Raw genomic sequence first — 23,702 nt, forward strand, 5'->3', positions numbered from 1 at the left:
GTGGACCTGTACTTCGGGGACGGCGAGCCGACGGACGAGGAGCGCGCGGCCGTCGACGCGCTGCTCGGGCCGCCCGGGTCGTTCTGGGAGGGCGGGGAGCGCCGCGCCGAGGACCTGCGGTGGTCGCGCGGCGGACGTACGGCCCGGGAGCTCCGGCACCTGCTGCTGCCGGGGCTGCACGCCCTCAACGACCGCGTGGGCCGGATCAGTCCGGGCGGGCTGGCCCATCTGTGCCGGCGGCTGTCGGTGCCGCCCGCGGAGGCGTACGGCGTCGCCACGTTCCACCCGTACTTCTCGGTGCGCCCCCGCCCGCGCACGGTCCTGCGGATCTGCGCCGACCCGGTCTGCGCGGCGGCCGGCGCGGACGCGCTGCGCGCCGGTGTGGAGTCCCGGCTCACCCCGGCGGACGGCGTCGCCGTCGAGCGCTCGTCCTGCCTCGGCCACTGCGACCGCGCCCCGGCGGCCCGCGCGACCCGCGCCGGAGACCCCGCCCGCTCCGCCCTCACGGCCCCGGCCACCCCCGCCACGGCACTCCTGTCCGCGACGTCCCCCGACTCCCTCCCGGACCCCCCGCCCCCGGCCGCCTCCACCCCGCAGATGTCCGAGGAGGACGACGTCCCGGGGGCCGAGCCCGTTTCCCCCGGTGTCGGGCGCGTGTTGTTGCGGCGGGTCGGGGTGGTCGATCCCGGGTCGGTCGACGACTACCGGGCCCACGGCGGGTTCGTGGCCTTGCGGCGGGCCCTCTCGCTCGGGGTCTCCGGGGCGCTGGACGTGGTCGCCGCGGTCTGGCCGCAGGCGCGGGACGTGGCGGGACGGCCCGAGCGGCCGCACCATGTCGTGTGCGACGCGGACGCGTGGGCGGCCGGTGACGTCGCGGACCGTGTGCTCCTGGAGGGCGACCCGTACGCCCTCGTCGAGGCCATGACGATCGCCGGGTACACCACCGGCGCCCGGCGGGGCTTCGTCGTCGTGGGTCCCGACCACCCCGACGCCCTGCGCCGGCTGGACCACGCCGTGTCCCGTGCCCGCGCGCGGGGGCTGCTGGGCGAGGACGTCCTCGGCCGCGGCCACGTCTTCGACATCGAGGTCCGCCGCGGCGCGGGCGGCCGCACCGGCGGTGAGCACTCGGCCGTGCACCGCGCCGTCGAGGGCCACCGCGCCGAGCCCCTGCTCACCGGCGGGCGCGGGCTGTTCGGCCGCCCCACGCTCACCGGCCGCGTGGAGACCTTCGTGGGCCTGCTCCCCCTGCTGACCCCGGACGCCCCGGCGTACGCCGCCCGCGCGCCGAGGCTGTTCTCCGTGTCGGGATGCGTCGACCGCCCCGGCCTCTACGAGCTGCCGTCCGGCACGCCGCTGCGCGACCTGCTGGACCTCGCCGGCGTACGGCAGGGGCTGCGCGCGGTGCTGCTGGGCGGCCCGGCGGGCCGTTTCGTGCGCGCGGACCCCACGGGCGGCGCCGACCGCCTCGGCGTCCCGCTCACCCCCGACACCTCCGTCCCCGGTTCCGGCGCGGTCCTGACGCTCGACGCCACCGTCGACCTGCCCCGCCTGCTGTCGGCCGTCGCCGGTACGGTCCGCGCGGCGTCCTGCGGCCAGTGCGTGCCGTGCCGGATCGGGACCGTGCGCCAGGAGGAGGCCCTGCACCGGCTCGCCTCGCGCACCGGCACGGACCCCGCCGACACCGCCGCAGCCACGGACGACGTGGCCCTGCTGCGCGCGGTGGGCCGGGCGCTGCGCGACGCCTCGGCGTGCGGGGTGGGGCGCGGCGCCTGGAACGCCGTGGAGTCGGCCCTGGACGAGCTGGGGGTGTACGCGTGACGCCCACCGGACTCGGACTCCCGCGCCGCCTGCTGGAGTTCACCCTCGACGGCGAACCGGTCCGGGTGCCCGAGGGCACGACCGTGCTCGACGCGTGCCGCTCGGCGGGCAAGGACGTCCCCGCGCTCTGCCACACCGGGGGCGCCGGGCGCCAGGCCCCCACCTGCCGCCTCTGCGTCGTCGAGACCGACAACCCCGATAACACCGGCAACCCCGGCAACCCCGACGTCGCCGGTGACACCGCCGGCACCGACGACGCGGCGCCCCTGGTGCCGGCCTGTGCGCGTGCGGTCGAGCCCGGCATGGCCGTCCGCACCGACACCGAGCGGGTCCGGCACAGCCGCAGGACCGTCCTGGAACTGCTCGCCTCCACGGCCGACCTGTCCACGACCCCGCGAGCGGCCGGGTGGATCGAGGAGTACGGCGCCCGCCCCGACCGGTTCGGCCCGGACGCCGCCCGCCCCGACGACGGACCACCGAGGCTCGACGACGAGCTGATCGCGCGCGAGCCGGACAAGTGCGTCCTGTGCCGGCGGTGCGTGGACGTCTGCGGCGAGCAGGGCCCGTACGCCTTCGCGCTCGCGGTGACCGGCCGCGGCTTCGCCACCCGGATCGCGGCCGAGCACGACGCCCCGCTCCCCGACTCCGCGTGCGTGTACTGCGGGGACTGCCTCGACGTGTGCCCGACGGGCGCCCTGTCGGCGCGCACGGAGTTCGACCTGCGCGCGGCGGGTACCTGGGACGTGACACGGCGGACCACGACGGCCACGGTGTGCGGGCACTGCGACGCGGGCTGCGGGGTCGTGCTCCATGTGCAGGACAATGACATCGTGAGGGTCACCTCCCCGCAGAGCCATCCGGTGACCCGGGGCCACCTCTGTTTCAAGGGCCGTTTCGGCCACCAGTACGCACAGAACCGGGGCTGATCAGGACATGGGACGAGTCACGGAACGACGCAAAGTGCTCCGCATCCGCGACGGGGCGGTCTCCAGCCGGCCCGACACGCTGGTGGCCGAGGAGCCGTTGGAGATCAGGCTCAACGGCAAGCCCCTCGCCATCACCATGCGCACACCGGGCGACGACTTCGCGCTGGCCGCGGGCTTCCTGGTGAGCGAGGGCGTGCTCGCCGAGGGCACCGACCTCCAGAACATCGTGTACTGCGCGGGCGCCACGGCGGACGGTTCGAACACGTACAACGTGGTGGACGTGCGGACCGCGCCGGGCGTCGTGATCCCCGACATCACGCTCGAACGGAACGTGTACACCACCTCGTCCTGCGGGCTGTGCGGCAAGGCGAGCCTGGACGCCGTACGGACCACGGCCCGCTGGCCGATCGCCGACACCCCGCCCGTGCGCGTCGATCCCGGGCTGCTCGCCGAGCTGCCCGACCGGCTGCGGGCCTCACAGCGGGTGTTCGACCGGACCGGAGGGCTGCACGCGGCGGCCCTGTTCACGGAGGACGGCGAACTGCTCGACGTCCGGGAGGACGTGGGCCGGCACAACGCGGTCGACAAGCTGGTCGGGCGCGCGCTCCAGAGCGGCGCCCTGCCGCTGTCCCGGACGCTGCTGCTGGTGTCGGGGCGGGCCTCGTTCGAGCTGGCGCAGAAGGCCGTGATGGCGGGCATCCCGGTCCTCGCGGCGGTCTCGGCGCCGTCGTCGTTGGCGGTGGACCTGGCCGCGGAGACCGGGCTGACGCTGGTGGGGTTCCTGCGGGGCAGCTCGATGAACGTGTACGCGGGCGAGGAGCGCATCGCCCTGCGGACCCCGGTCGGGCGGGGCTGAGGGTCTGAACGGCTCAGGCGGTCGCGAAGCTCAGCGCGGCCGCCCGGACCACCGTGCCGAGCCGCGGGAAGTCGAGGCGTACGGAGGCGTCGTGCTCGGCGGCGGTGAACGCGGCCATGGCGTCCTCCGCGAAGACCAGGTCGTAGCCGAGGTCGGCGGCGGCGCGGGCGGTGGACTCGACGCCGAGGTTGGTGGCGATCCCGGCGAACACCAGCCGGGTCACGCCGTGCGCGCGCAGCCGCGCGTCGAGGTCGGTGCCCTGGAAGGCGCCGATCGTCCGCTTCACGACCTCCACGTCCCCCTCCCCGGGCAGTCCCGCGACCAGCCCGCTGCCGGGCGGCTGCTCGGCGACGCCGGGCCGTTCCACGCGCACGAGCACGACGAGCGCGCCCGCGGCCCGGAACGTGCGCGCCAACTCCTGGGCGGTGGCGAGGACTTCGGTGCCCTGCCGGGGCTCAAGGGGCAGCGCGACGATGCGGTCCATCAGGTCGACGAGGACGAGGGCGGTGCGCGCCGGATCGAGTGCGAGAGCTGGGGTCATGACGGAACGTTAGCCTCCGTCAGCCGTCCGCGACGGACACACCCCGACAAAGGGGTCGTTGGACTTGCCCACGATCGTGGATATCGTCGGGGCCCCCGGCGCCACCCCGCCCGTCCCGCCGGCCGAAGTGGCCGCACGCTTCTTGTGAGGCCCCTCTGATCCCAACTACCTTCTGATACGCGCACGTTGGACGTCGGATGTCCGGATGTCCCGATGCCGTGACGTCTCGATGCCGTGCTGCCGTGATGTCCCGATGTCCCGATGTCCCCATGCCTCTCGACGCATGAAGGGCAGGTCGCACCATGCCGTCAGGAACCAGCGCACTCCACCGACTCCGCGGTTTGGGACGCGCGGGCGGGATTCCCCTGAGAGCCGCCCTGGCCGCCGTGTGCACGGCGGCCGTCCTCCTGGTGCCGGCCGAGGCCGCGCACTCCCAACCCGCCGCAGCCGCACCGCAGTTCGAGCAGCAGATCCTCTTCAAGGCGTCCCAGGACCCCGGGTACGCCTGCTTCCGCATCCCGGCCGTCGTGCGCACCACCGACGGCACGCTCCTGGCCTTCGCCGAGGGCCGGGTCCTCAACTGCGGGGACGCCGCCGACATCGACATCGTCCTCAAGCGCTCCACCGACGGCGGGCGCACCTGGGGCCCGCTCCAGGTCGTCGACCGGGGCGGGGGCGACACCCACGGCAACCCCGCCCCGATCGTGGACCGCGACACCGGCCGGATCCTGCTCGCGGAGACCTACAACACGGGCCGTACGGACAGCGCCGGCTGCTCCGTCCCCTGCGACCGCACCCCGCACCTCCAGTACAGCGACGACGACGGCCTGACCTGGTCGGCGCCGCGCGACCTGAGCCCCGAGATCCTGCCCCCGGACTGGAACTCCTGGTACGCGACGGGACCGGTGCACGGCATCCAGCTCACCCGGGGCCGGTACGCCGGCCGGCTGGTCTTCGGCGTCAACACCGAGACCTGGGACGGCAGCCGGGTCAGCGCCAATCACGCGGCGCTGATCGTCAGCGACGACGGCGGCGACCACTGGCGGATCGGCGCGCGCGACACCTGGCCCATCGCCGCCGACGGGACCTTCCGGCAGAAGCCGTCCGAGGTGACCCTCGCCGAGCGCGCCGACGGCTCGGTCCTCGTCAGCGGACGGGAGCAGGACGGCACCGACCTCGGCCACCGCGCCCAGACCGTCAGCCGCGACGGCGGCACGAGCTTCACCACGCCCTTCCGCGCCCTGCCGGACCTGTACACGCCCCAGGTCCAGGGCTCCCTGCTGAACGTCGGCGACCGCGTCCTGCTGTCCTGCCCCGCCGACCCCGACCGCCGCCGCACCATGATGATCCGCTCCTCCTACGACGGCGGGCGCACCTGGGACAGCGTGGACCGGGGCACCGTCGTCACCACGGACTGGTCCGGCTACTCCGACCTGGTGGGCATCGGCCGGGGCACGGTGGGTCTGCTGTACGAGGGCGGCGCGGTCGACGCACGCGACGAGATCCGCTTCGCCCGGTTCACCGAGGACTGGCTGCGACCGCGCCGCGGACCCGATCCCACGACCGCCGACCTCGCCGCGGGCGCCCGGCGGGCGGCGGTCCTCGGCGGCGCGCGGGAGACGGACGGCGTGCGGGGCGGCGCGCTGGAGTTCGACGGCACCGACGACGCCGTGCGGCTGCCGTACGACGGGCGGCTGCCGCTGGGCACCGGGGACTTCACGGCGTCCCTGTGGTTCCGCTACTCGGCCACCACCGGGGAGCAGCCGCTGCTGTGGATGGGCGGCATCGGCACTACCCAGCCGCAGATCTGGCTGCGCGGCGAACCGGAGAGCGGGCGGCTGCGCGGGCTGATCACCGTGCGGGACGGGGCGACCGCGGTGCGGACGGCGGCCGTGGCCACGACGACCGCCTACAACGACGGCCAGTGGCACCGGGTGGTGCTGCGGCGCGGCGGCGGGCAGTTGTCGCTGTCGGTGGACGGGACCGTGTCGAGCGTCGCCGACGTGACCGGCTCGGTGAGCCGCAACTCCCCGTTCGGCGTGCACATCGGCCAGCGCATGGACAGCCGCGCCTTCTTCACCGGCTCGATCGACGAGGTCCACCTCTGGAACCGCGCCCTGACCGACGCCGAGCTCGCGGCCCCCGGGGCCCACCGCGGCTCACCGGACACGGTCCTGTACCTCCCCCTGGACCGGGTGACACGCGGCTGACGCCGGGACCGTCCGGTGGGGACACCACCACCTCACCGGACGGTGTGCCCCCGCCGGACGGCGGCGGCATCGAGGGCGGGATCGGCGTCGGTGTCCGCGTCGGCGTCAGTGCCAGCGGGGGCCGGTGCCCACCGCGGTGCGGGTCTCCGCCCTCGGGGCCTGCGGGACCGGCGGCCGCTGCGGGTCGCGGGCGCGGCGTTTGGCGATGACCGCGCAGACCATGAGCTGCATCTGGTGGAAGAGCATCAGCGGCAGCACGGCGAGGGAGGCGTGGGCGCCGAACAGCACGCTCGCCATGGGCAGTCCGGAGGCGAGGGACTTCTTCGACCCGGCGAACTGGAGGGCGATGCGGTCCTCGCGGCCGAAGCCCAGCGCCTTGCCGCCGTACCAGGTCACCAGGAGCATCACCGCGAGCACCACGGCCTCGACGACGAGCAGCCCGCCGAGCCGCAGCGGGCTGACCTGGTGCCAGATGCCCTGGACCATGCCCTCGCTGAACGCGGTGTAGACGACGAGCAGGATCGAGCCCCGGTCGACCAGTCCGAGCACCTTCTTGTGCCGGGCCATGAACCCGCCCACCCAGCGGCGCAGCAGCTGCCCGGCGACGAACGGCACGAGCAGCTGGAGCACGATCTTGACGAGCGAGTCGGCCGAGAAGCCGCCCCCGCTGCTGCCGAGCAGCGCCGCCGCGAGCAGCGGGGTGAGGACGATGCCGACGATCGAGGAGAAGGAGCCGGCGCAGATCGCGGCGGGCACGTTGCCGCGGGCGATCGAGGTGAACGCGATGGACGACTGGATGGTCGACGGCACCAGCGTGAGGAACAGCAGGCCCTGGTAGAGCGGGTGGGTGAGGAGGACCGGCACGAGTCCGCGCGACGCGAGTCCGAGCAGCGGGAAGACCACGAAGGTGGCGGCGAGGACGGTGACGTGCAGACGCCAGTGCCTGAGGCCGTCCAGCGCCTCGCGGGTGGACAGACGGACGCCGTAGAGGAAGAACAGGAGGGCGATGGCGCCGGTGGACACGCCGGAGGCGACGTCCGCGGCGGTGCCCCGGGCGGGCAGGAGAGCGGCCAGACCCACCGTCCCGAGCAGCAGCAGGATGTAGGGGTCGATCGGCATCCAACGCGGCCGGTGCAGGCGTTTCACGGTGCTCCACTTGCTTGTGTCACGAGGGTCGTGTCGTCGTCGTGTTCTGGTCGTCCGAGGGCCGGAGGACCCCTCTCCATCGTCCTCCTCCCACCCGCGATCGGGAATCCGTCATACCACTCTGACTGTTATCGCGGCCCGCGATAGCCTGGCCGGATGTACGACCCCACCCACCTGCGGACGTTCCTCGCGGTCGCCCAGACCCTCAGCTTCACGCAGGCCGCCAGACGGCTCGGACTGCGGCAGTCCACGGTGAGCCAGCACGTGCGGCGGCTGGAGGACGCCACCGGACGGCAGCTGTTCTCGCGCGACACGCACTCGGTGGAGCTGACCGAGGACGGCGAGGCGATGCTCGGCTTCGCGCGCCGGCTCCTGGAGGTGCACGAGCAGGCGACGGCGTTCTTCGCGGGCACCCGGGTGCGCGGCCGGCTGCGCTTCGGCGCGTCGGAGGACTTCGTGCTGACCCGGCTGCCGGAGATCCTGGAGGGCTTCCGCCACGACCACCCGGAGGTCGACCTGGAGCTGACGGTCGAGCTGTCCGGCACCCTGCACGAGCGGCTGGCCGCGGGGAAGCTGGACCTGGTCCTCGCCAAGCGGCGCCCGCAGGACCCGCGCGGCGAGCCCGTCTGGCACGACCGCCTGGTGTGGATCGGCGCGGAGCGGCTGCGCGTGGACCCCGACCGCCCGGTCCCCCTCATCGTCTACCCGCCGCCCGGCATCACCCGTGCCCTGGCCATGGAGGCGCTGGAGCGGCAGGGCCGGGAGTGGCGCGTCGTCTGCACGAGCGGCAGCCTCAACGGCCTGATCGCGGCGGCCCGCGCGGGCCTGGGCGTCATGGCCCACTCCCGCGGTCTGATCCCCCCGGGCCTGTTCCGGGTGCCGGACCGCGCCGGTCTGCCGGAGCTGGGCGCCGTGGACTTCGTCCTGGTGCACGGGCAGCGGCGTACGGCCGCGCAGGAGGCGGCGGACGCGCTCGCGGCGTCGGTCCTGGCGGCCGGCAACCGGCTCATGACCGTCCGGCGGCCTCCCACAGCTCGCTGAAGCGCTTGACCCGCTGCTCGACCCGCTCGGTCAGGAAGTTCAGCGTGGTCGCGTTGATCCCCTGGAGGTCGAAGACCACCTCGTAGGAGAGCTGTTCGTCGAAGACGACGAAGTCCCGCGTCACGTCGAGCCGCACCGACGAGGGCACGGAGTCGAGCACCAGCACCCGCACGTCGATGCCGAGGCTCTGCTGGTTCTCGAACTGCCGCTCAAGCACCTCGTCGACGTCGGCCGGCGCCGCGACGAGGAAGACGCGCCGGATGCGCACCCCGCGGGTCTGGATGGCCTCCCGCTGGGCGCTCAGATAGCGGCGGCCCGTCTCGCCGTCCCAGAAGTCCCGGTCGATCGAGGTGCTGACGGCGTTGATCGTGGCGACCGTGCACCGGGTGAGGGTCACGATCCACTCGTGGTCCTCGCCCTCGCGGTCGACGACGTTGCGGCTCATGTTCTCCAGCAGGTCCGTCAGCCTGCGCACCTCCTCCTGGGCGAACACGCGGACGATCCCGGGCGCCGACGAGTCCACGTTGGTGGCGCTGTTCACCAGCCGGACCACACCGTCGGCGCGCAGGGCGGACGTCTCGACCTGGCCGAACAGCTCGGTGGCCTGGCTGATCCGGGTGAAGCTGTCGTCGACGAGTTCCCGGGTCTCCTCCCGGTCGCGGCGCAGGTCCTCGCCGAGCGCGCCGATCCGCTGGTCGAAGTCGAGCATGAACTGCACGATCAGGGCGACGCCCCCGACGACGACGGCGAGGGTGACCCGCCACGCCACGGGCTGGTCGAAGGCACCGGCGACCAGATAGGCACCGCCGCCGACGATCACGGTGACCAGCGCGCGCGTCGTCAGCATCAGCCTGTTGCTCATCCCGCCTCCCTAGTTCCCCTCGTCCCACAACTCGTTGAAGCGGGCGATCCGGGTGTCCACGTCCGACTGGCGCAGCACGAGCTTCGTGCTGGCGATCATCGGGGTCACCGGCTCCTCCTCGGTCCCCCGGCCGCCGTCGAGGTCGGGGCTCACCTCGTAGCTGATCGCCCCGTCGAACACGACGAAGTTGTGCACCGGGAAGATGCGCAGATGGTGGGGGAGCGTCGAGAGCGTCGCGATCTTCACGTCGATGTCCAGGAGTTCCTGCTGTTCGCGCAGGCGTCTGAGGTCCTGGTCGATGTGTCCGGGCGACTCGACGATGATCAGCCGGCGGATGCGCACCCCCCTGAGCCGGATCGCGTTGCGCTGCGCCATCAGATAGCGGCGGCCCAGGTCCGTCTTCCAGAAGCCCAGGTCCTCCTGGGTGCTGGCGGCGTCCATGGTGAGCCCGACCTTGTCGATCAGGGCGAGCAGCCAGTCGCGGTCCTCGCCCTCGTAGTCGACGTGGCTGCCCGACAGGTTCCCCATGAGGTCGGCGACCCGTTTGAGCTCGGCGTCGACGAACTCCTCCAGGATGCCCCCGCGGCCGGGCGCCAGGGCGGCGACGTTGCGCACCAGCCGCTCGACCTCCGCGAACCGCTCGGTGTCGTCGTCGAGCCGGCCCAGGAACTCGAAGATGTCGCCGAAGCGCACGAACCCGTCCCGCACCCGGCTCTCGACGGCCGTCGTGTGGTCCTCCAGGCGGGTCCCCAGGACCTTGGTGCCCTTCTCGAAGTCCATCATGAACTGCACGATCAGCGCCGAGGCGCCGATCAGCAGGGACAGGGTGATCTTCGCGACCTCGGACGCCTCGAAGAGATTGGTGATCACATAGCTGCCGATCCCGAGGACGCCGGTGATCCCGACCTTCAGCAGCACCGACTGCGTACCGCCGGACTCCGCCATCTCATCCCCCGCTTCCGGTCGTCACGCGCTCTCCCCCGGCATGAGTGCCAGCAGCGCCGTCTGATCCCTGATCCGCTGCGCCAGGCCGTGCCACTGCCGGCTGAACCCCGGCGCGCGCTCCAGGGGGTCCCACAGCGCCGCGAGGTCCGGGTCGAGCCGGGCCGCCGGCATCCACAGGTGCAGCAGCCGGCCGACGGCGGGGCGCAGGGCGCGCAGCGCCACGAGGTCGTCCGCCGAGCCGAGCCCGCTGCGCTCGACCTGGGCAAGGAGCGTGGTCAGGAGCCAGTCGTGCAGGGCCAGGTCCTCGCAGAACGCGGTCAGCGCGTCCCCGTCGTCCCGTTCGGGCAGCCGCAGCCGCGCCGTGCGCAGTCCGTCGTCGACGAGCACGAGGGACTCGATCGCGGGTGCCTGCCCGGCCGGCGCCCGCAGCGCGGCCCAGCGCAGCCGGGTCGGGCGGGAGCGGAAGGGCGGCCGGTGGTCCAGGACCGGCTGCCGGGTCACGTCGGCGAGCAGCCGTCCGGCGACCGCGCCGAGCGCGAGTTCACCGGGCCGGTCCGTCCCGGCCAGCCAGCCGTCGGCGACGTCCTCGGCGGGCAGCCGCCCGAAGGGCCGTACGGTCCCCGGCCGGGCCAGGTGCCGTCCCCACGGTCCGCGGGCGCGCTCACCGTCGGCGGGCAGCGCGACACGGGCGGAGGACTGCAGGACGCGGCCCCCGGTGAGCAGGGCGCGGGCGCGCACGGTGCCGACCGCCCGGACGCGGGCGCCGGACGCGGTGGGCAGCGGGCAGTCGACGCCCGTGAGGACGTCGGCGGACTCGGCGTACGGCACCGGGCGGCTCGCCAGGCGCACCCGGTCGCCGGCGCGCAGCCGCAGCAGGGCGCACGCCTCCTCGCCGGACAGGGCGCGGGAGGTCGCGAGCAGGGTGGTGCGCACCTCGCCGCAGGCCAGCACGGTGGTCCCGGTCCCTTCCGCTCCCCCGGCCGGCATTCACGGCTCCGCGGGGAAGACGTAGGAGATTCGCTCGGCGACGGAGCCGGGCACGGTCAGTCCCTCGCGCGCGGCGCGTCCGGCGGCCTGGGCCAGGGCGTCGGGGTCGACGGTGACCTGGTCGAGGACGATCCGGACGGCGTGCTCCACGGCGAGGAACCGCGAGGACAGGACGGACCAGGTCCGGTAGGCGCAGAAGGGCGGGGGGTCCGGTCGTGTCCGCAGCAGCGGCGGCAGGGCGGCCCAGGTCCCGGGCAGGGCCGCGGCGTCGAAGGGGTGTGCGGCGGGCAGCGGCCGGCCCTCGTGGCGCAGCAGGCCGAGCCGGGCGAGCTGCCAGACGGCGGCCAGGAGCGGGCAGGACCAGGTGCGCCGGCCGTCCCGTTCGTCCCACAGCTCGACGTCGGTGAAGATCGAGTGCCGGCGTGCGCCGGTCTCGGCGGGCGGGGCCCAGGGCCGGGCGGGCGCCATGGCCTCGACGGGTGCGGGGGCGGGGCCGCGTTCACCGTTGGCGAGCCAGCCGGTCTGCCGGGCGGGCGGCCGGGAGCCGTCGCTGCCCGGCACCGGCGACTCCACCAGGCGTGCCACCGTGTGCTCGGCCAGCGGGACGCCGTCGGCGACGGCGCAGCCCGACTCGCGTGCCAGGTAGTCGACGCGCACCCCGGCCCGGTCCGCCTCGGCGAGCAGGCCGGGCAGGACCTCGGCGGGCGAGGCGAAGGGGGTGAAGTAGTCGTCGACGAGGAAGCAGGTGCTGACGCGGGGCCGGGCCACGAGGGCGGCGGTCGCGGTGTGGACGGCGTCCAGCCAGGGCCGTACCCGCTCGAAGTGGGCGCGCAGCCGGGCCGTTCCCGCCGCGAAGTCCTCGGCGTAGAGGTGGCCGACCTCCAGGGAGACGTGGGAGAGCGGCACGGCCTCGGTGCGCGGCTCGGCGGTGGTCTCGCGGAAGACGGGCGGGCCGTTCACGTCCGGCCCCAGGACGTGTCGTCGGTGAGCCGTCCCGCCAGGTCCTCCAGTGCCTGCCGGGTCTGCGGGGCGACGATCCCGCTCTGCACGTCCTCGTCGGTGATGAGCTGCTCGCGCCACTGGAGCACGGGTTCGAGCGGGACGGAGCCCAGCACCCGGGCGTAGCCCGCGCCGAGTTCGGCGGCCAGCGCGAGCAGGGACTCGTCGCACTGGCGCATCCAGGTGGCCTGCGCGGGGCCGAGCTGCGACCAGAGCGGGGAGTCGGGGTCGGGTACGGCGGCCCGGACGAACCGGACGGCGCCGCGCAGCCGTTCCTCGTCGTGCCCGTGCCGTACGCCGGCCGCGATCAGGCCGCGCCCGCCGTGGACCAGTCCGGCGGCGGCGGTGACGTGCTGGCGCGTCCAGCGGTGGTAGACGAGCCACCGTGCCGGCACGTCGCGCAGTGCGGGCAGGGCGGTGGCGGCGAGGACCATGTCGGTGGCGAAGCTGCGGCCGGCGCTGAGGTCGACCATCACGAGGTCGAACTCCGCGGTGAGGGCGAGGAGCAGGTCGGCGCAGCGCCGCAGTGTGTCCGGGCGGACGGCGAACTCGCCGCGTCCGGGGTCGCCGGGGAGCAGGACGAGGCGTCCGGCGGGCGGCCGGTGCCGTCGCAGGTCGGGGTGTTCCGTGCGGGTCCAGACGTCGATGCGGGCCGGTTCGGGGCCGGTGCCGTCCAGGTACGAGTGGAGGCCCTTGCCCTCGGCCTCGCGCAGGGCGCGCGGGACGTCGAGGACCACCGCGGTGGTGGGAGAGCCGAAGTCGAAGTCGACGTAGCAGACGTCGTCGCCGTGCAGGGCCCTGCGGTAGGCGAGGTTGGCGGTGGTGACGGAGCGGCCGGTGCCGCCCTTGTCGGACGCGGCGAAGAGGATCATCGGTCAGCCGCCTCCGAGTGCGTTCTGCCGGGCGCGGGCCAGGGTGTCGAGGTCGCCGAGGGCGCGCAGGGCCAGGGCGAAGGCGGTGCCGGGCTGTTCCTCGGCGAGGCGGCCGGCGCGGCGGAGTCCGGCTTCGATGCCGGCGAGTTCGAGGGCCTGGGCGCTGCCGGCCCGTACCGGGGGCCCCTGGCGTTCGACGCCGAGCAGGTGTCCGGCCTCGCCGATGAGGTCGCGGGTGAGGCCGACCAGGTCGACGCTGCGGATGGGCTGCTGGGCGAGGAGCAGGCCCGCGGCGACCATGGCCTCGACGACGCGTTCGGTCAGTCCCCAGGAGGGTTCGTCGGACGCGGGCGCGTGCGGGTCCACGCCCCGTGCGTCGTCCCAGAGTCCCGCGCCGGGGCCGTCGGGCCGCCGTCTGGCCCACAGGTGGGCCATCGTCTCCTCGGCGAGCCCGCGCAGCTGTTCCTGGGCGGGCAGGGCGCGGACGAGGACACGCAGTTGGACGGTGCGTTTGAGGAGCTGGGCGGCGAAGTCGTTGACGGTCCAGGACAGCGGCGGGCCGAGGCGTTCGCTGCCGTCCAGGGGCAGGGCGACGCCGGGGGTGTGCAGGCGCAGCGCGGTCTCGGCGTCGCTGGTCATCCGGCTGGTGACGCGGCCGCGTTCGGCGAGGCGGCGCAGGACGTCGACGACGCGGGGCACGTCGTCGTCGGCGGTGCGTTCGCGGGCGAGGCCGTGGACGAGGATCGAGGTGACGGAGAGGGTGTGGTACTCCGCGACGGGTCCGTCGTCGGCGAGCCGCCAGGGGATGTCGGCGAGGGGCCAGGCGGTGGGCAGGAAGCGGGCGATGCCCGACCAGTACTGCTGGGCGACCTGGCGGCGCAGCCGCAGGGCCTCGGCGAGCCGCTGCTGGTCGGGGGTGAGCAGCCCGAGCTTGAGGGTGCGGTCGGAGAACAGGTCCACGATCCCGTCGAGGGCGACGACCGTGAAGTACGGGGAGGGGACGGGGTCGGCGCAGCCCTCGGGCTGGGGGCCGATGTCGTCCTCGGTCGCGACGGGCGGCGCGTCCCGTACGACGCCCCAGGTCCAGCCGCACTCGAAGAGCTGGTCGCGCCGGTCGAGGCTGCCGCGGAGGTCGGCGCCGAGGTCGAAGTGGTCCCGGACGGTGGCGCTCAGCGAGCCGAACCGGCGCTGGAACCGCTCCAGGACGATCCGGTCGGGCACCTTGTCCTGGCCGAGCAGCGCGCACAGCCGCCGCCCGCGGGGCGACTCGGCGTCGAAGACGCTGACGGTGAAGGAGCGCAGCAGGCTGACCAGGGCGGCGGTGAGCCGGACCCGGGTGGCCTCCCTGAGTTCGGCGGCGAGGGCGGCGTGCGGGCCCCAGGGGCGGGCGGCGGTGAGGTCCTTGAGGAAGCCGAGCGTGGCCAGGCAGAGGGTGATGGACATCGAGTAGGAGTCGACGACGCCCAGGGCGCGCTGTTCGGCGGTGGGTTCCCGCGTGGGGTCGAGGGCGGTGAAGTAGCTGCCGCCCGCGAAGGCGGGCCGGCCGTCCGCGGTGGTGTGGGTGGTGGTGAAGTCGTGGAGCATGCGGCAGAACGCCTCGGGCAGGCCGAGCCGGCCGCCGAGGCCCGCGAGGACGGCCGCCACGTCCTTCTGGAGGAGGTCGGGGTCGCTCAGCTGGAACGCGGGCATCTCGGTGGCGGGGTACATGAGGCACAGGAGGCGTTCCGCGTCCTCGACGCTGCTGCGGCCGGCGTGCGGCCCCCAGTCCCAGGCGCCGTCGGTGACGGCGTGCCGTGCGATGCCGGACCAGATGGCCAGCACCTGCTGCCGCGGATCGATCTCCATCCGGCCCCCCTGATGGTCGTCGTCGGCCCGTCGCGCGCGGGGCGCGGGCCGGATCAGCCGCCGCCGTGTGCGACGGGCCGTGCGTTTCTGCGCCCGCAGGCGACGATCATTCCGCTGGTCCCGGTGCGGAACGGCGGGTCGTGCGGTTCGACGACGGTGATCTCGCACTGTTCGGCGTGCGGTGCGAGACAGGCGCGGACGTCGGCCTCGCCCACGGCGCAGGCGGGGTACGCCGTGTCGCCGACGTCGTAGCCGGCCGAGCCGGAGACGAACGCGGCGGCGAAGGGGGCGCCCGGTTCGAGGGAGCCGAGGAAGCAGGCGACGGCCTGTTCGAACTCGGTGTGCGAGGTGGACATGGACTCGGCGACGAAGAACATGGTCCCGATCTCCCAGGCCGCCCGGGGCAGGTCGAACAGGTTGCCGTGTTCGACGCGGACGACGGAGCCGAGCCGGGAGCGGGGTTCGCCGACGGCGCGGTAGACGGGGCGTTCGGCGAGCACGTCCCAGAACTGGCCCCACAGCCAGGGGCTTCCGTTCGCCGACGGGGTCCAGTCCTGCCGCTTGAGCCATTCGATGTTGGCGGCGGAACGGTCGCACAGGGTGATCTCGTGGCACCAGGGCAACAGGGAGAGTGCGGGATAGAGGTTGGCGCCGGTTCCCACGTCGATACCGCGCAGCGGAATATGATCGTCGGCAGCAAAATGCGCACCGAAATGATCACGGACGATCGCGAGGATTCGGGAGTCCTCGCCGGTCAGGGAACGGTAGTTGACATCCACATAGGCGCGCGCGTCGAATGAGTTCCACGGAGCGTTGTCATTGAGCACCTGAACTGGCGACTCACGCACTCGTTTCCCCCTCGTCTCGATCGCCCCATGGTATGAGGGAATGCCCCGTTCGGGGCCACTATAGGGACAAGTCCCGCGGCCGGCGGCGTCTCTCGCGCTCTCGGCCCGCGGCACGCACAATTCGACATCCCGGTACAGGAGTTCGCTCCTGCCGATACCCCTTCATCCCTCAACTCACGCTTCGAGGAACGGAATGACTCCACCGACCGGCGACCCCGCCCCCGCCCCTCCCCCGGTCCGGCCGGGCGACCCCTCCGGGCCTCAGGTGCGGCTGCGCCTCGCGACCGAGCAGGACCTGCCGCTGCTCGCCCGTCTCGACGAGCGGATCTTCAAGGAATTCGCCTATCCGTTCTTCACGCTGCGTCAGCTCATGGACGTGTGCGGGGAGGACCTGCTCGTCCTCGACGACGGCCGGGACCTCGTCGGGTACGTGCTCGTGGGCACCCGGCCCGACCGCAAGCGGAGCTGGGTGCTGGGGCTCGGCGTCGACGAGCGGATGCGCGGCCGGGGCATGGGGCGCCGGCTGATGGAGGCGGCGCTGGACCTGATGCGCGCCGAGGGGGTGGTCGAGGCCGCCCTGACGGTGGACCCGGAGAACGCGTCCGCGCGGGCGCTCTACCAGGCGTTCGGCTTCGAGCAGATCGACGACCGGAGGGACTACTTCGGTCCGGGCCAGCACCGGCTGATCATGGTCCGCCCGCTGTGAACGCCCGCCGGGCCGCCCCGCGGCCCGGCACCCGCACGGCCCCGCAGCCGGGCGGTTGACACGTGTCCCCGCGGGGAAGAGTCGCCCGGGGACGGTTCCCCGCGCGGCGCGAAGAAGGCTTTCGCCGACCCCCTCCGAAAGCCGACGTTCCGGACAGTCGGTCCGTAATCGCGGAGTACAGATTCGGTGGAGATTACGGCACCGAAACTTACTGAACCGTAAGGATTCTGTCCGTCCCTTCCCCATGTACGGGCATTTTCCGGGTGCTGACCTGTGGAGACCCGGGTGATGCCCGATTTCCGCCCCCCTCCCGCCCGGTCGGCGGGTGGGGTAGCTTTCACGGCGCTGTGAGGAGCGCCACTGATGAGCTCCATGGAGCGAGGAGCGGGGAGCGGGGTTTGCGCGAGTTCACCAACCCTCCGTCGGCCTCTGCGCCGCCGGTGGGCGGCCTGGCCGACGCGGTCTTCGAGCATGCGCTCCAGGACCCGCACCGGGTGGCGTTCGGCCGCAAGGACGATCTCGGCCACTGGCGCGACGTCACGTCCGGGGAGTTCCGTGACGAGGTCCTGGCGCTCGCCAAGGGGCTGCTCGCCCGGGGCATCCGCTTCGGCGACCGGGTCGCGATCATGTCCCGCACCCGCTACGAGTGGACCCTCTTCGACTTCGCCCTGTGGACGATCGGCGCCCAGGTGGTCCCGGTCTACCCGACGTCGTCGGCGGAGCAGTGCTTCTGGATGCTGTACGACGCGGAGGTGTCGGCGGCGATCGTGGAGCACGAGGACCACGCCATGACGATCGCCACGGTGATCGACCGCCTCCCGCAGCTGCGTGAGCTGTGGCAGCTGGACTCGGGCGCCGTGCAGGAGCTGTACGACGCGGGCGCCCACCTCGACGACGAGGTGGTCCACCGGCACCGCCAGGCGGTGACCCCGGACTCGATCGCCACGATCATCTACACCTCGGGCACCACCGGCCGTCCCAAGGGCTGTGTCATCTCGCACGGCAACTTCATGTGGGAGGCAGACACGGTCATCCGGCGCTGGGAGCCGGTGTTCCACTCCAGGAAGGGCGACGAGGCGGCGACCCTGCTGTTCCTGCCGCTCGCCCATGTCTTCGGGCGCATGGTGGAGGTCGCCGCGTTCCGCGGCCGGGTCCGCTTCGGGCACCAGCCGCAGCTGAACGCCGCCGCGCTGCTGCCCGACCTCCAGGCGTTCCGGCCGACGTTCATCCTGGCCGTGCCGTACATCTTCGAGAAGGTGTTCAACTCGGCCCGCCGCAAGGCCGAGAAGGAGGGCAGGTCCGGCCCGTTCGAGAAGGCCGTCGACATCGCCGTGCGGTACGCGGACGCGGTGGAGGCGCGGGCCTGGGGCGTGGGGCCGGGCCCCTCGGCGGCGCTGCGCATGCAGCACCAGCTCTTCGACAAGCTCGTCTACGCGAAGGTGCGCACGGCGATGGGCGGCCGCATCCGCAACGCGATGTCGGGCGGCTCGGCCATGGACCGCAGGCTCGGTCTGTTCTTCGCCGGCGCGGGCGTGCAGATCTACGAGGGCTACGGCCTGACCGAGTCGACGGCCGCGGCCACCGCCAACCCGCCCGAGCGCACCCGCTACGGCACGGTCGGCCAGGCCATCCCGGGTGTGACCGTGCACATCGCGGACGACGGGGAGATCTGGCTGCACGGCGACAACGTGTTCCAGGGCTACCTCAACAACCAGAAGGCCACCGACGAGACCCTGCACGACGGCTGGCTGGCCACCGGCGACCTCGGTTCCCTGGACGAGGACGGCTACCTCACCATCACGGGCCGCAAGAAGGAGATCCTGGTGACCTCCGGCGGCAAGAGCGTCTCGCCCGGTGTGCTGGAGGAGCGGGTGCGCGACCATCCGCTGGTCAACCAGTGCATCGTCGTCGGCAACGACCGGCCCTACGTCGCCGCCCTGGTCACACTGGACCACGAGGCGGTCGAGCACTGGCTCCAGATGCGCGGCAAGCCGCAGCTGTCGGCGGCGCAGCTGGTGCGGGACCCCGATCTGGAGACCGAGGTGCGGCGCGCGGTGGTCGCCGCCAACACCCTGGTCTCGCAGGCCGAGTCGATCCGTACGTTCCGCATCCTCGCGCAGCCGTTCACCGAGGAACACGGCCTGCTGACACCGTCGTTGAAGCTGAAGCGCAAGGCGATCGAGAGCGCGTACCAGAACGAGGTCGAGGCGCTGTACCGGGCGTGACGGGCCGCCGTGCGCGGCCCGGACCGGTATCCGGCCGGACGACCTGTTTCCGTGAATCGCGTGGTCAGGAATGCGCGCGGGCCCGTGATCGTTCAGGATGGGAGGACGAACTGTCGACAAAACGAAGGATCAAGAGCTCGTGAGCAGCAAGGTCCCCCCGATCATCCTCAACAACGGTGTCGAGATGCCCCAGCTGGGCTTCGGCGTCTGGCAGGTGCCGGACGACGAGGCAGAGCGGGCCGTGGCAACGGCGCTGGAGTCCGGTTACCGCAGCATCGACACCGCGGCGATCTACGGCAACGAAGAGGGCACCGGCCGGGCGATCGCCGCTTCCGGCGTGCCCCGCGAGGAGCTCTTCGTCACCACCAAGCTCTGGAACGGCGACCAGGGCTACGACGCGACGCTGCGCGCGTTCGACACCTCCCTGCGCAAGCTGGGCCTGGACCACCTCGACCTGTACCTCATCCACTGGCCGCTGCCGGCCAGGGACACGTACGTCGACACGTACAAGGCGTTCGAGAAGCTGCACGCCGACGGCCGCGTCCGGGCCATCGGCGTGTCCAACTTCCTGCCGGAGCACCTGGAGCGGCTGATCTCCGAGACGTCGGTCATCCCGGCCGTCAACCAGATCGAGCTGCACCCGCACCTCCAGCAGCACGCGGCCCGCGAGTTCCACGCGGAGCAGGGCATCGCCACGGAGGCGTGGTCCCCGCTCGGCCAGGGCAAGGGCCTGCTCGACGTGCCGGCGATCGTCGCCATCGCCCAGAAGCACAACCGCACGCCCGCCCAGGTGGTGCTGCGCTGGCACATCCAGCTCGGCAACGTGGTGATCCCGAAGTCCGTGACGCCGTCGCGGATCGAGGAGAACATCCGGGTCTTCGACTTCAGCCTGGACACCGAGGACCTGGCGGCGATCAGCGCGCTGAACGAGGACCGGCGCCTCGGTCCGGACCCGGCGAGGTTCGACGTCGGCTGACGCCCGGCCCGTACCCCGCCCGCGCCCCGTCGCACGGAAGCCCCGTGCGACGGGGCGCGGGCACGTCCGCGGGTCAGTCCACCCGCACGTCCGCGTGGACGACCTCGAACTCCTCCAGCGAGACGACGGTGACGTGCGCCTTGGCCGCGCCCTCGTGGCGGGCCGCCGCCTGGGCCGCGCGGGAGGCGGCGAGGGAGCCGCGGTCGGTGAACAGCGCTCCCGCCATGCCCCGGCCGCGCTCACGGTCCACGAACAGGTGCGCGCGGGTGAGGCCCGGCAGGGTCTCCAGGCGGGGCAGCACGGAGGCGCGGAAGGTCTCGGCGAGCAGGTCCGTGTCGCCGGGGTCGAACTCCAGCCTGGTGACGCGCAGTCCGCCGCCCGGGCTCGTGGGCCGGAGCGAACGGACCGCCGCCACCTCGTAGTTGTGGACGGCGACCGTGCCCGCGAACGGCTCCAGGAGGCTCGCGCGCCGCTCGCGCATCACCGCGTCGCTGTTGCTCCTCGCGTCCTCGGACTCCCACCAGCTGACCCCGAGGAGCTTGCCGAGGTCCCGGTCGACGAAGACGCCGGCGCCCCGGTAGCCGGGTCTGTCCGCCAGCAGCTCCCGGCCCTGTGTGTTCAGGGCACGGACGGCCGTGTCGATCTTCGAGGGGTCTCCGGTCGTGTACACGGTGCGTACGAACATGGCGCCTCGCCTCCCACGGGCTGCGTGACTGTACGGGGAATTCCGGGTTGAATGTCCGGAATGCTCGATATGGCAAGTCTTCTCTGCGGCGTGAATCGCCGCAAACGCCACACGGACCTCCCGTTTCCCTCTCGGGTATTGACGCGAGCATGCAATGAGGTCCACCTTGTACGGCACCCGGTAAGGAAACTTTCCTAACAGAAGGGTCCCCCCACAGTGCGCATCCGAACACTGACCCTCGCCGCGGCCTCCGGGGCCGCCCTGCTCGCGGCCGGAGTGCTCCCGGCCTCGGCCTCCGGCGCCACCCGCGCCCCGGCGTCCACCCAGGAGGGCACGGTCAGCGCGGCGGACCTGCTCGCCAAGGTGACGTCCTGCCAGCAGCTCTCGAACGGCAAGTACCGTACGGACGAGGAGACTTCGGCCACCGTTCCGGTGTGCGGCAAGAACGGCGCGGTGTTCTGGAAGGCCGACATGGACATCGACTGCGACGGTCAGCGCACCGCGAACTGCAGCGAGAGCACCGACCCCTGGTACCAGGACGACACGGCGTTCCACCAGTCCGACGGCAGGCCCCTGAAGGCCGACACGCTGCCCTACGTCGTCGTGCCCAGCTCCAGCAGCATCTGGAACTACTCCGGTGCGGGCATCAAGGGCGGCGGCGTGGTCGCCGTCATCTACAACAACAAGGTCGAGTACGCGGTCGTCGGCGACACCGGCCCCAACCAGATCATCGGCGAGGCGTCGTACGCCACGGCCAATGCGCTCGGCATCGACCCCGACCCGGAGACGGGCGGCGCGGAGTCCGGCGTGACGTACATCCTCTTCAAGAACTCGACGGTCTCCCCCATCGAGAACCACAGCGCGGCGGTGTCCCTGGGCGACCAGCTGGCCCGCCAGTTCTTGCAGAACAACTGATCCCCGGCGGGCCCGCCGGCACAACCGGCGGGCACCACGGCCGGGCGCGGGGCCACGAGCCCCGCGCCCGGCCCGCACTCCGTCCGCGTCGCCGCGCGGGTCTACGCCGGGCGCACCGCCGTGTGGACGGTGTAGGCCGACAGAACGAAGAGGTCGGGGCGGTGGTGGACGCCCGCCGGGTCGTCGGGGTCGAGGAGGCGGTCCAGGGTGGCGCGGTCCTCGGCGTCGAGGCCCTCGGCGAAGGTGTCGCGCAGGCGGGTGAAGGACGCCGCCACATAGGCGCGGACCCGGTCCGACGCGGGGGCGGGCAGGTCGAGCAGGAAGCTGCGCGTGCGGGTGTGCTTGAGGCCCGCGGACGTCAGCAGCGCGGGCCAGTCCTCCGTGACCGCCACGCTGCCCGGCAGATCGGCGCGCATCCTCGCGAACCACTCCTCCTGCACGGCGTCGACGCGCGCCTCGAGTCCCGGCCGCCCGATCCCGATGTCACGCGGCAGGAAGCGGTGCGGCAGTCCGCCCTCCAGGAGGGCCAACGTACCGCCGGGAGCCAGCCGTTCGCCGAACGCCGCGAGCGCGGCCCGCTGGTCCCCGAGATGGTGGAGGCTGCGGCTCGCCCAGAGCAGATCGGCCGGGTACTCCAACTCGTCCAGGACCGAGGGAAGTTCACCGGCGAGGGTGTCGAACCGGTCGGCGACCCCCTGCCGGGCCGCCCGGTCCCGGGCCCGCTCCAGCAACGCCTCCGTACCGTCCACCGCGACGACCCGCGCCCCGGGGAACGTCTCGGCGAACAGGCACGACACGACACCGGGCCCGCTGCCCGCGTCCACGATCAGGCCCGGCTCGGTCACCTCCTTCGCCAGCCAGGCCAGCGCCCGCTCGTACATGGGGACGGCCAGCTCCGCCTGCGACTCCAGGAGCGGGGCCATCTCGGCCCAGTCGATGTCGGTGCCGTCATGACCGTGGCCATGACCATGACCATGACCATGACCGTGCCGGTGCTGGTTCTCGTGCTGGTGGTGGTGCGCCATGGGCTCAGCCTCTCGTCAGGATGCGGACAGCCTGCGACGACGCACCGCCCGTCGGCCAGTCCTCTTGCGGGGACGGCAAAAAGACGGTGGGGAGAGACGGCGGGAGAGCGGGGAGCCGGCCACGCCGTCGCCTCTCCGCCCGTCGTCCGTCGCCTCTCCGCCCGTCGGTCCGTCGCTCCCCGCCCGTCAGGCCGTCGTCTTCCTGAAGGACCGGACGCCGAACCGCGGGTCGGGCCTGCGGCGGTCCTGGTCCGGCAGCGTCGCGAGCCGCGCGGCGAAGTGCTCCGCCCGCGGGTCGCCCGGCGGGAACAGGCTGTACCAGCCGCGGCGCAGGTCCGCGATGGTGCTGCGCGGGCTGCGGCCCTGGCCGAGGCCGGTGAAGACGGTCCGGCCCGCCGGCAGCAGGCCGTACCGGGCGGCGTGGTCGACGACGGCCGCGGCGGCGTCCTTCGCCGGCGGGCGCGGACGCGGCGCGAGGACGGCGTCGATGTCGCTGCCGACGTCGTGCGCGGCGGCCTTGTCGACGGTGGTGACGTACACCCCGCCGGGCCGCAGCACCCGTGCGCACTCCCCCAGTACGGCCCCCACCTCGGCGGGGTCCTCCAACAGGTGCAGCAGCCAGACGCTGGTCACCGCGTCGAACGTGCCGCCGGGGAAGGGCAGCCGGCGGCTGTCGGCCCGCACCACCGCACCGGGCAGCCGGCCCGCGGCGAGCCGGACCATCGCGGGGGCGAGGTCGCAGCCCGTGACCCGCAGCCCGGGGCGGGACTCCGCGAGCCGCCGGGTGACGAGACCGGTGCCGCAGGCGAGGTCCAGCAGCCGGCCGGCCGTGACGGGGACCAGGCCGAGGACGGCGTCCGCGGCGGCCCGGGCCCGCGCCTCCCCGCCGCGCGACGCGTCGTAGACGGCCGCTTCCTTGTCGTAGTCGAGCACGGCGTCAGCGGGCGCCGTGGGCCGGGGCGAGGTCCTCGACCCGCCGGGCCAGCTCGAAGTCCTTCTCCGTGACGGCGCCGCCCACGCTGTGGGTGTTCACCGTCAGGGACACGCTGTGGTAGCCGAGGGTGAGGTCGGAGTGGTGGTCCAGTGCGTCCTGCACCCCGGCGATGTGCACGACCAGCGCGGCGGCCGCGAAGTGCGTGTCCAGCCGGTACGAGCGCGCGAGCCGGTCCCCGTCCAGGGACCACCCCGGCAACTCCCCCAAGCGTTTCTCGATCTCTTCCCGCGACAACGGCGCGACGCCCATGACCGCCTCCCTCCGACGAATGCCGGGTACC

22 protein-coding genes are annotated in these 23,702 nt (G+C 73.3%); 9 read left to right on the forward strand and 13 right to left on the reverse strand.

Translation table 11 applies throughout. The features are described from left to right. From AB0F77_RS03175 to fdhD, 3 genes are read left to right on the forward strand one after another with little or no spacing between them, the layout of a single operon-like run. Positions 1-1,818 carry an NAD(P)H-dependent oxidoreductase subunit E gene (locus AB0F77_RS03175; RefSeq protein ID WP_361940472.1) on the forward strand — a complete coding sequence of 606 codons (1,818 nt, stop codon included), beginning with the start codon at positions 1-3 and terminating at the stop codon, positions 1,816-1,818. Then, the gene (locus AB0F77_RS03180) at positions 1,815-2,744 is read left to right on the forward strand and encodes a 2Fe-2S iron-sulfur cluster-binding protein (protein ID WP_361940475.1); all 930 of its coding nucleotides are present in this window, start codon (positions 1,815-1,817) and stop codon (positions 2,742-2,744) included. The genes AB0F77_RS03175 and AB0F77_RS03180 overlap by 4 nt, the downstream gene beginning before the upstream one ends. A 7-nt stretch (positions 2,745-2,751) precedes the next feature. Next, entirely contained in the window at positions 2,752-3,600 is an 849-nt protein-coding gene (gene fdhD / locus AB0F77_RS03185; RefSeq protein WP_361940478.1) for a formate dehydrogenase accessory sulfurtransferase FdhD, read from the forward strand. Positions 3,601-3,613: 13 nt separating this feature from the next. Here the strand turns inward: fdhD and AB0F77_RS03190 are convergent, their stop codons facing one another. Further along, positions 3,614-4,141, reverse strand: a complete 528-nt coding sequence (locus tag AB0F77_RS03190; protein ID WP_361940480.1) for an isochorismatase family protein — start codon at positions 4,139-4,141, stop codon at positions 3,614-3,616. A 341-nt stretch (positions 4,142-4,482) separates the two neighbouring features. On the opposite strand from AB0F77_RS03190, the gene AB0F77_RS03195 reads away from it, so the two are divergent. Continuing rightward, complete coding sequence (locus AB0F77_RS03195) at positions 4,483-6,351, forward strand: sialidase family protein (RefSeq protein WP_361940482.1); 1,869 nt, start codon at positions 4,483-4,485, stop codon at positions 6,349-6,351. 105 nt (positions 6,352-6,456) lie between these two features. On the opposite strand, the gene AB0F77_RS03200 is transcribed toward AB0F77_RS03195, so the two are convergent. Continuing rightward, positions 6,457-7,470 (reverse strand): bile acid:sodium symporter family protein, encoded by a 1,014-nt coding sequence (locus tag AB0F77_RS03200; protein ID WP_361940603.1) that lies wholly within the window; start codon positions 7,468-7,470, stop codon positions 6,457-6,459. 183 nt (positions 7,471-7,653) lie between these two features. Here AB0F77_RS03200 and AB0F77_RS03205 point away from each other — a divergent pair, with 183 nt between their 5' ends. Continuing rightward, positions 7,654-8,538, forward strand: coding sequence for a LysR substrate-binding domain-containing protein (locus AB0F77_RS03205; RefSeq protein ID WP_361940485.1), 885 nt, complete (start codon positions 7,654-7,656; stop codon positions 8,536-8,538). Here the strand turns inward: AB0F77_RS03205 and AB0F77_RS03210 are convergent. The 7 genes from AB0F77_RS03210 to AB0F77_RS03240 are packed head-to-tail and all read right to left on the reverse strand — an operon-like array spanning position 8,504 to position 15,896. After that, complete coding sequence (locus tag AB0F77_RS03210; RefSeq protein ID WP_361940488.1) at positions 8,504-9,400, reverse strand: DUF6879 family protein; 897 nt, start codon at positions 9,398-9,400, stop codon at positions 8,504-8,506. The two genes, AB0F77_RS03205 and AB0F77_RS03210, sit on opposite strands and share 35 nt — an antisense overlap. A gap of 9 nt (positions 9,401-9,409) precedes the next feature. Further along, positions 9,410-10,345: a hypothetical protein gene (locus tag AB0F77_RS03215; RefSeq protein ID WP_361940491.1), complete on the reverse strand. Its 936-nt coding sequence runs from the start codon at positions 10,343-10,345 to the stop codon at positions 9,410-9,412. A gap of 21 nt (positions 10,346-10,366) precedes the next feature. Then, the gene (locus AB0F77_RS03220) at positions 10,367-11,332 is read right to left on the reverse strand and encodes an SCO2521 family protein (protein WP_361940494.1); all 966 of its coding nucleotides are present in this window, start codon (positions 11,330-11,332) and stop codon (positions 10,367-10,369) included. Then, positions 11,333-12,292 carry an SCO2522 family protein gene (locus tag AB0F77_RS03225; RefSeq protein ID WP_361940497.1) on the reverse strand — a complete coding sequence of 320 codons (960 nt, stop codon included), beginning with the start codon at positions 12,290-12,292 and terminating at the stop codon, positions 11,333-11,335. After that, entirely contained in the window at positions 12,289-13,203 is a 915-nt protein-coding gene (locus AB0F77_RS03230) for an SCO2523 family variant P-loop protein (protein WP_361940500.1), read from the reverse strand. Before AB0F77_RS03230 ends, AB0F77_RS03225 begins: the two co-directional genes overlap by 4 nt. Positions 13,204-13,206: 3 nt before the next feature. After that, entirely contained in the window at positions 13,207-15,048 is a 1,842-nt protein-coding gene (locus AB0F77_RS03235; protein WP_361940503.1) for an SCO2524 family protein, read from the reverse strand. A 53-nt stretch (positions 15,049-15,101) separates the two neighbouring features. Next, positions 15,102-15,896 (reverse strand): SCO2525 family SAM-dependent methyltransferase, encoded by a 795-nt coding sequence (locus AB0F77_RS03240; RefSeq protein WP_361940506.1) that lies wholly within the window; start codon positions 15,894-15,896, stop codon positions 15,102-15,104. Positions 15,897-16,089: 193 nt separating this feature from the next. Between AB0F77_RS03240 and AB0F77_RS03245 the strand changes: the two genes are divergently transcribed. The 3 genes from AB0F77_RS03245 (at position 16,090) to AB0F77_RS03255 (ending at position 19,803) form a co-directional block, all read left to right on the forward strand. Continuing rightward, complete coding sequence (locus AB0F77_RS03245) at positions 16,090-16,602, forward strand: GNAT family N-acetyltransferase (protein WP_361940509.1); 513 nt, start codon at positions 16,090-16,092, stop codon at positions 16,600-16,602. A 398-nt stretch (positions 16,603-17,000) separates the two neighbouring features. Next, on the forward strand, positions 17,001-18,827 hold the full coding sequence (locus AB0F77_RS03250; RefSeq protein WP_361940512.1) for an AMP-dependent synthetase/ligase: 1,827 nt from the start codon (positions 17,001-17,003) through the stop codon (positions 18,825-18,827). A 139-nt stretch (positions 18,828-18,966) separates the two neighbouring features. Then, the gene (locus tag AB0F77_RS03255) at positions 18,967-19,803 is read left to right on the forward strand and encodes an aldo/keto reductase (RefSeq protein ID WP_361940515.1); all 837 of its coding nucleotides are present in this window, start codon (positions 18,967-18,969) and stop codon (positions 19,801-19,803) included. Positions 19,804-19,876: 73 nt separating this feature from the next. Here AB0F77_RS03255 and AB0F77_RS03260 read toward each other — a convergent pair whose 3' ends face one another. Then, positions 19,877-20,488 (reverse strand): hypothetical protein, encoded by a 612-nt coding sequence (locus AB0F77_RS03260; protein ID WP_361940518.1) that lies wholly within the window; start codon positions 20,486-20,488, stop codon positions 19,877-19,879. A gap of 216 nt (positions 20,489-20,704) precedes the next feature. On the opposite strand from AB0F77_RS03260, the gene AB0F77_RS03265 reads away from it, so the two are divergent. Then, entirely contained in the window at positions 20,705-21,403 is a 699-nt protein-coding gene (locus tag AB0F77_RS03265; protein WP_361940521.1) for a glycoside hydrolase family 75 protein, read from the forward strand. 101 nt (positions 21,404-21,504) lie between these two features. On the opposite strand, the gene AB0F77_RS03270 is transcribed toward AB0F77_RS03265, so the two are convergent. The 3 genes from AB0F77_RS03270 to AB0F77_RS03280 form a co-directional block, all read right to left on the reverse strand. After that, positions 21,505-22,428, reverse strand: a complete 924-nt coding sequence (locus AB0F77_RS03270) for a class I SAM-dependent methyltransferase (protein WP_361940524.1) — start codon at positions 22,426-22,428, stop codon at positions 21,505-21,507. Positions 22,429-22,614: 186 nt separating this feature from the next. Next, a complete protein-coding gene (locus AB0F77_RS03275) occupies positions 22,615-23,361 on the reverse strand; it encodes a class I SAM-dependent methyltransferase (RefSeq protein WP_361940526.1) in 747 nt (248 codons plus the stop codon). 4 nt (positions 23,362-23,365) lie between these two features. After that, positions 23,366-23,671: a 4a-hydroxytetrahydrobiopterin dehydratase gene (locus AB0F77_RS03280; protein WP_361940529.1), complete on the reverse strand. Its 306-nt coding sequence runs from the start codon at positions 23,669-23,671 to the stop codon at positions 23,366-23,368. Between the last annotated feature and the right edge of the window lie 31 nt (positions 23,672-23,702).

The sequence above is a fragment of the Streptomyces sp. NPDC026672 genome, assembly GCF_040638185.1.
Taxonomy (GTDB): domain Bacteria; phylum Actinomycetota; class Actinomycetes; order Streptomycetales; family Streptomycetaceae; genus Streptomyces.

What these genes read in the sequence shown, in the direction of transcription:
- AB0F77_RS03205 (WP_361940485.1), top strand. Translation starts at nt 7,654, where the DNA reads ATGTACGACCCCACCCACCTGCGGACGTTCCTCGCGGTCGCCCAGACC.
- AB0F77_RS03245 (WP_361940509.1), top strand. Translation starts at nt 16,090, where the DNA reads ATGACTCCACCGACCGGCGACCCCGCCCCCGCCCCTCCCCCGGTCCGG.
- AB0F77_RS03260 (WP_361940518.1), bottom strand. Translation starts at nt 20,488, where the DNA reads ATGTTCGTACGCACCGTGTACACGACCGGAGACCCCTCGAAGATCGAC.
- AB0F77_RS03220 (WP_361940494.1), bottom strand. Translation starts at nt 11,332, where the DNA reads ATGCCGGCCGGGGGAGCGGAAGGGACCGGGACCACCGTGCTGGCCTGC.
- AB0F77_RS03235 (WP_361940503.1), bottom strand. Translation starts at nt 15,048, where the DNA reads ATGGAGATCGATCCGCGGCAGCAGGTGCTGGCCATCTGGTCCGGCATC.
- AB0F77_RS03270 (WP_361940524.1), bottom strand. Translation starts at nt 22,428, where the DNA reads ATGGCGCACCACCACCAGCACGAGAACCAGCACCGGCACGGTCATGGT.
- AB0F77_RS03200 (WP_361940603.1), bottom strand. Translation starts at nt 7,470, where the DNA reads ATGCCGATCGACCCCTACATCCTGCTGCTGCTCGGGACGGTGGGTCTG.
- AB0F77_RS03280 (WP_361940529.1), bottom strand. Translation starts at nt 23,671, where the DNA reads ATGGGCGTCGCGCCGTTGTCGCGGGAAGAGATCGAGAAACGCTTGGGG.
- AB0F77_RS03215 (WP_361940491.1), bottom strand. Translation starts at nt 10,345, where the DNA reads ATGGCGGAGTCCGGCGGTACGCAGTCGGTGCTGCTGAAGGTCGGGATC.
- fdhD (WP_361940478.1), top strand. Translation starts at nt 2,752, where the DNA reads ATGGGACGAGTCACGGAACGACGCAAAGTGCTCCGCATCCGCGACGGG.
- AB0F77_RS03210 (WP_361940488.1), bottom strand. Translation starts at nt 9,400, where the DNA reads ATGAGCAACAGGCTGATGCTGACGACGCGCGCGCTGGTCACCGTGATC.
- AB0F77_RS03190 (WP_361940480.1), bottom strand. Translation starts at nt 4,141, where the DNA reads ATGACCCCAGCTCTCGCACTCGATCCGGCGCGCACCGCCCTCGTCCTC.
- AB0F77_RS03230 (WP_361940500.1), bottom strand. Translation starts at nt 13,203, where the DNA reads ATGATCCTCTTCGCCGCGTCCGACAAGGGCGGCACCGGCCGCTCCGTC.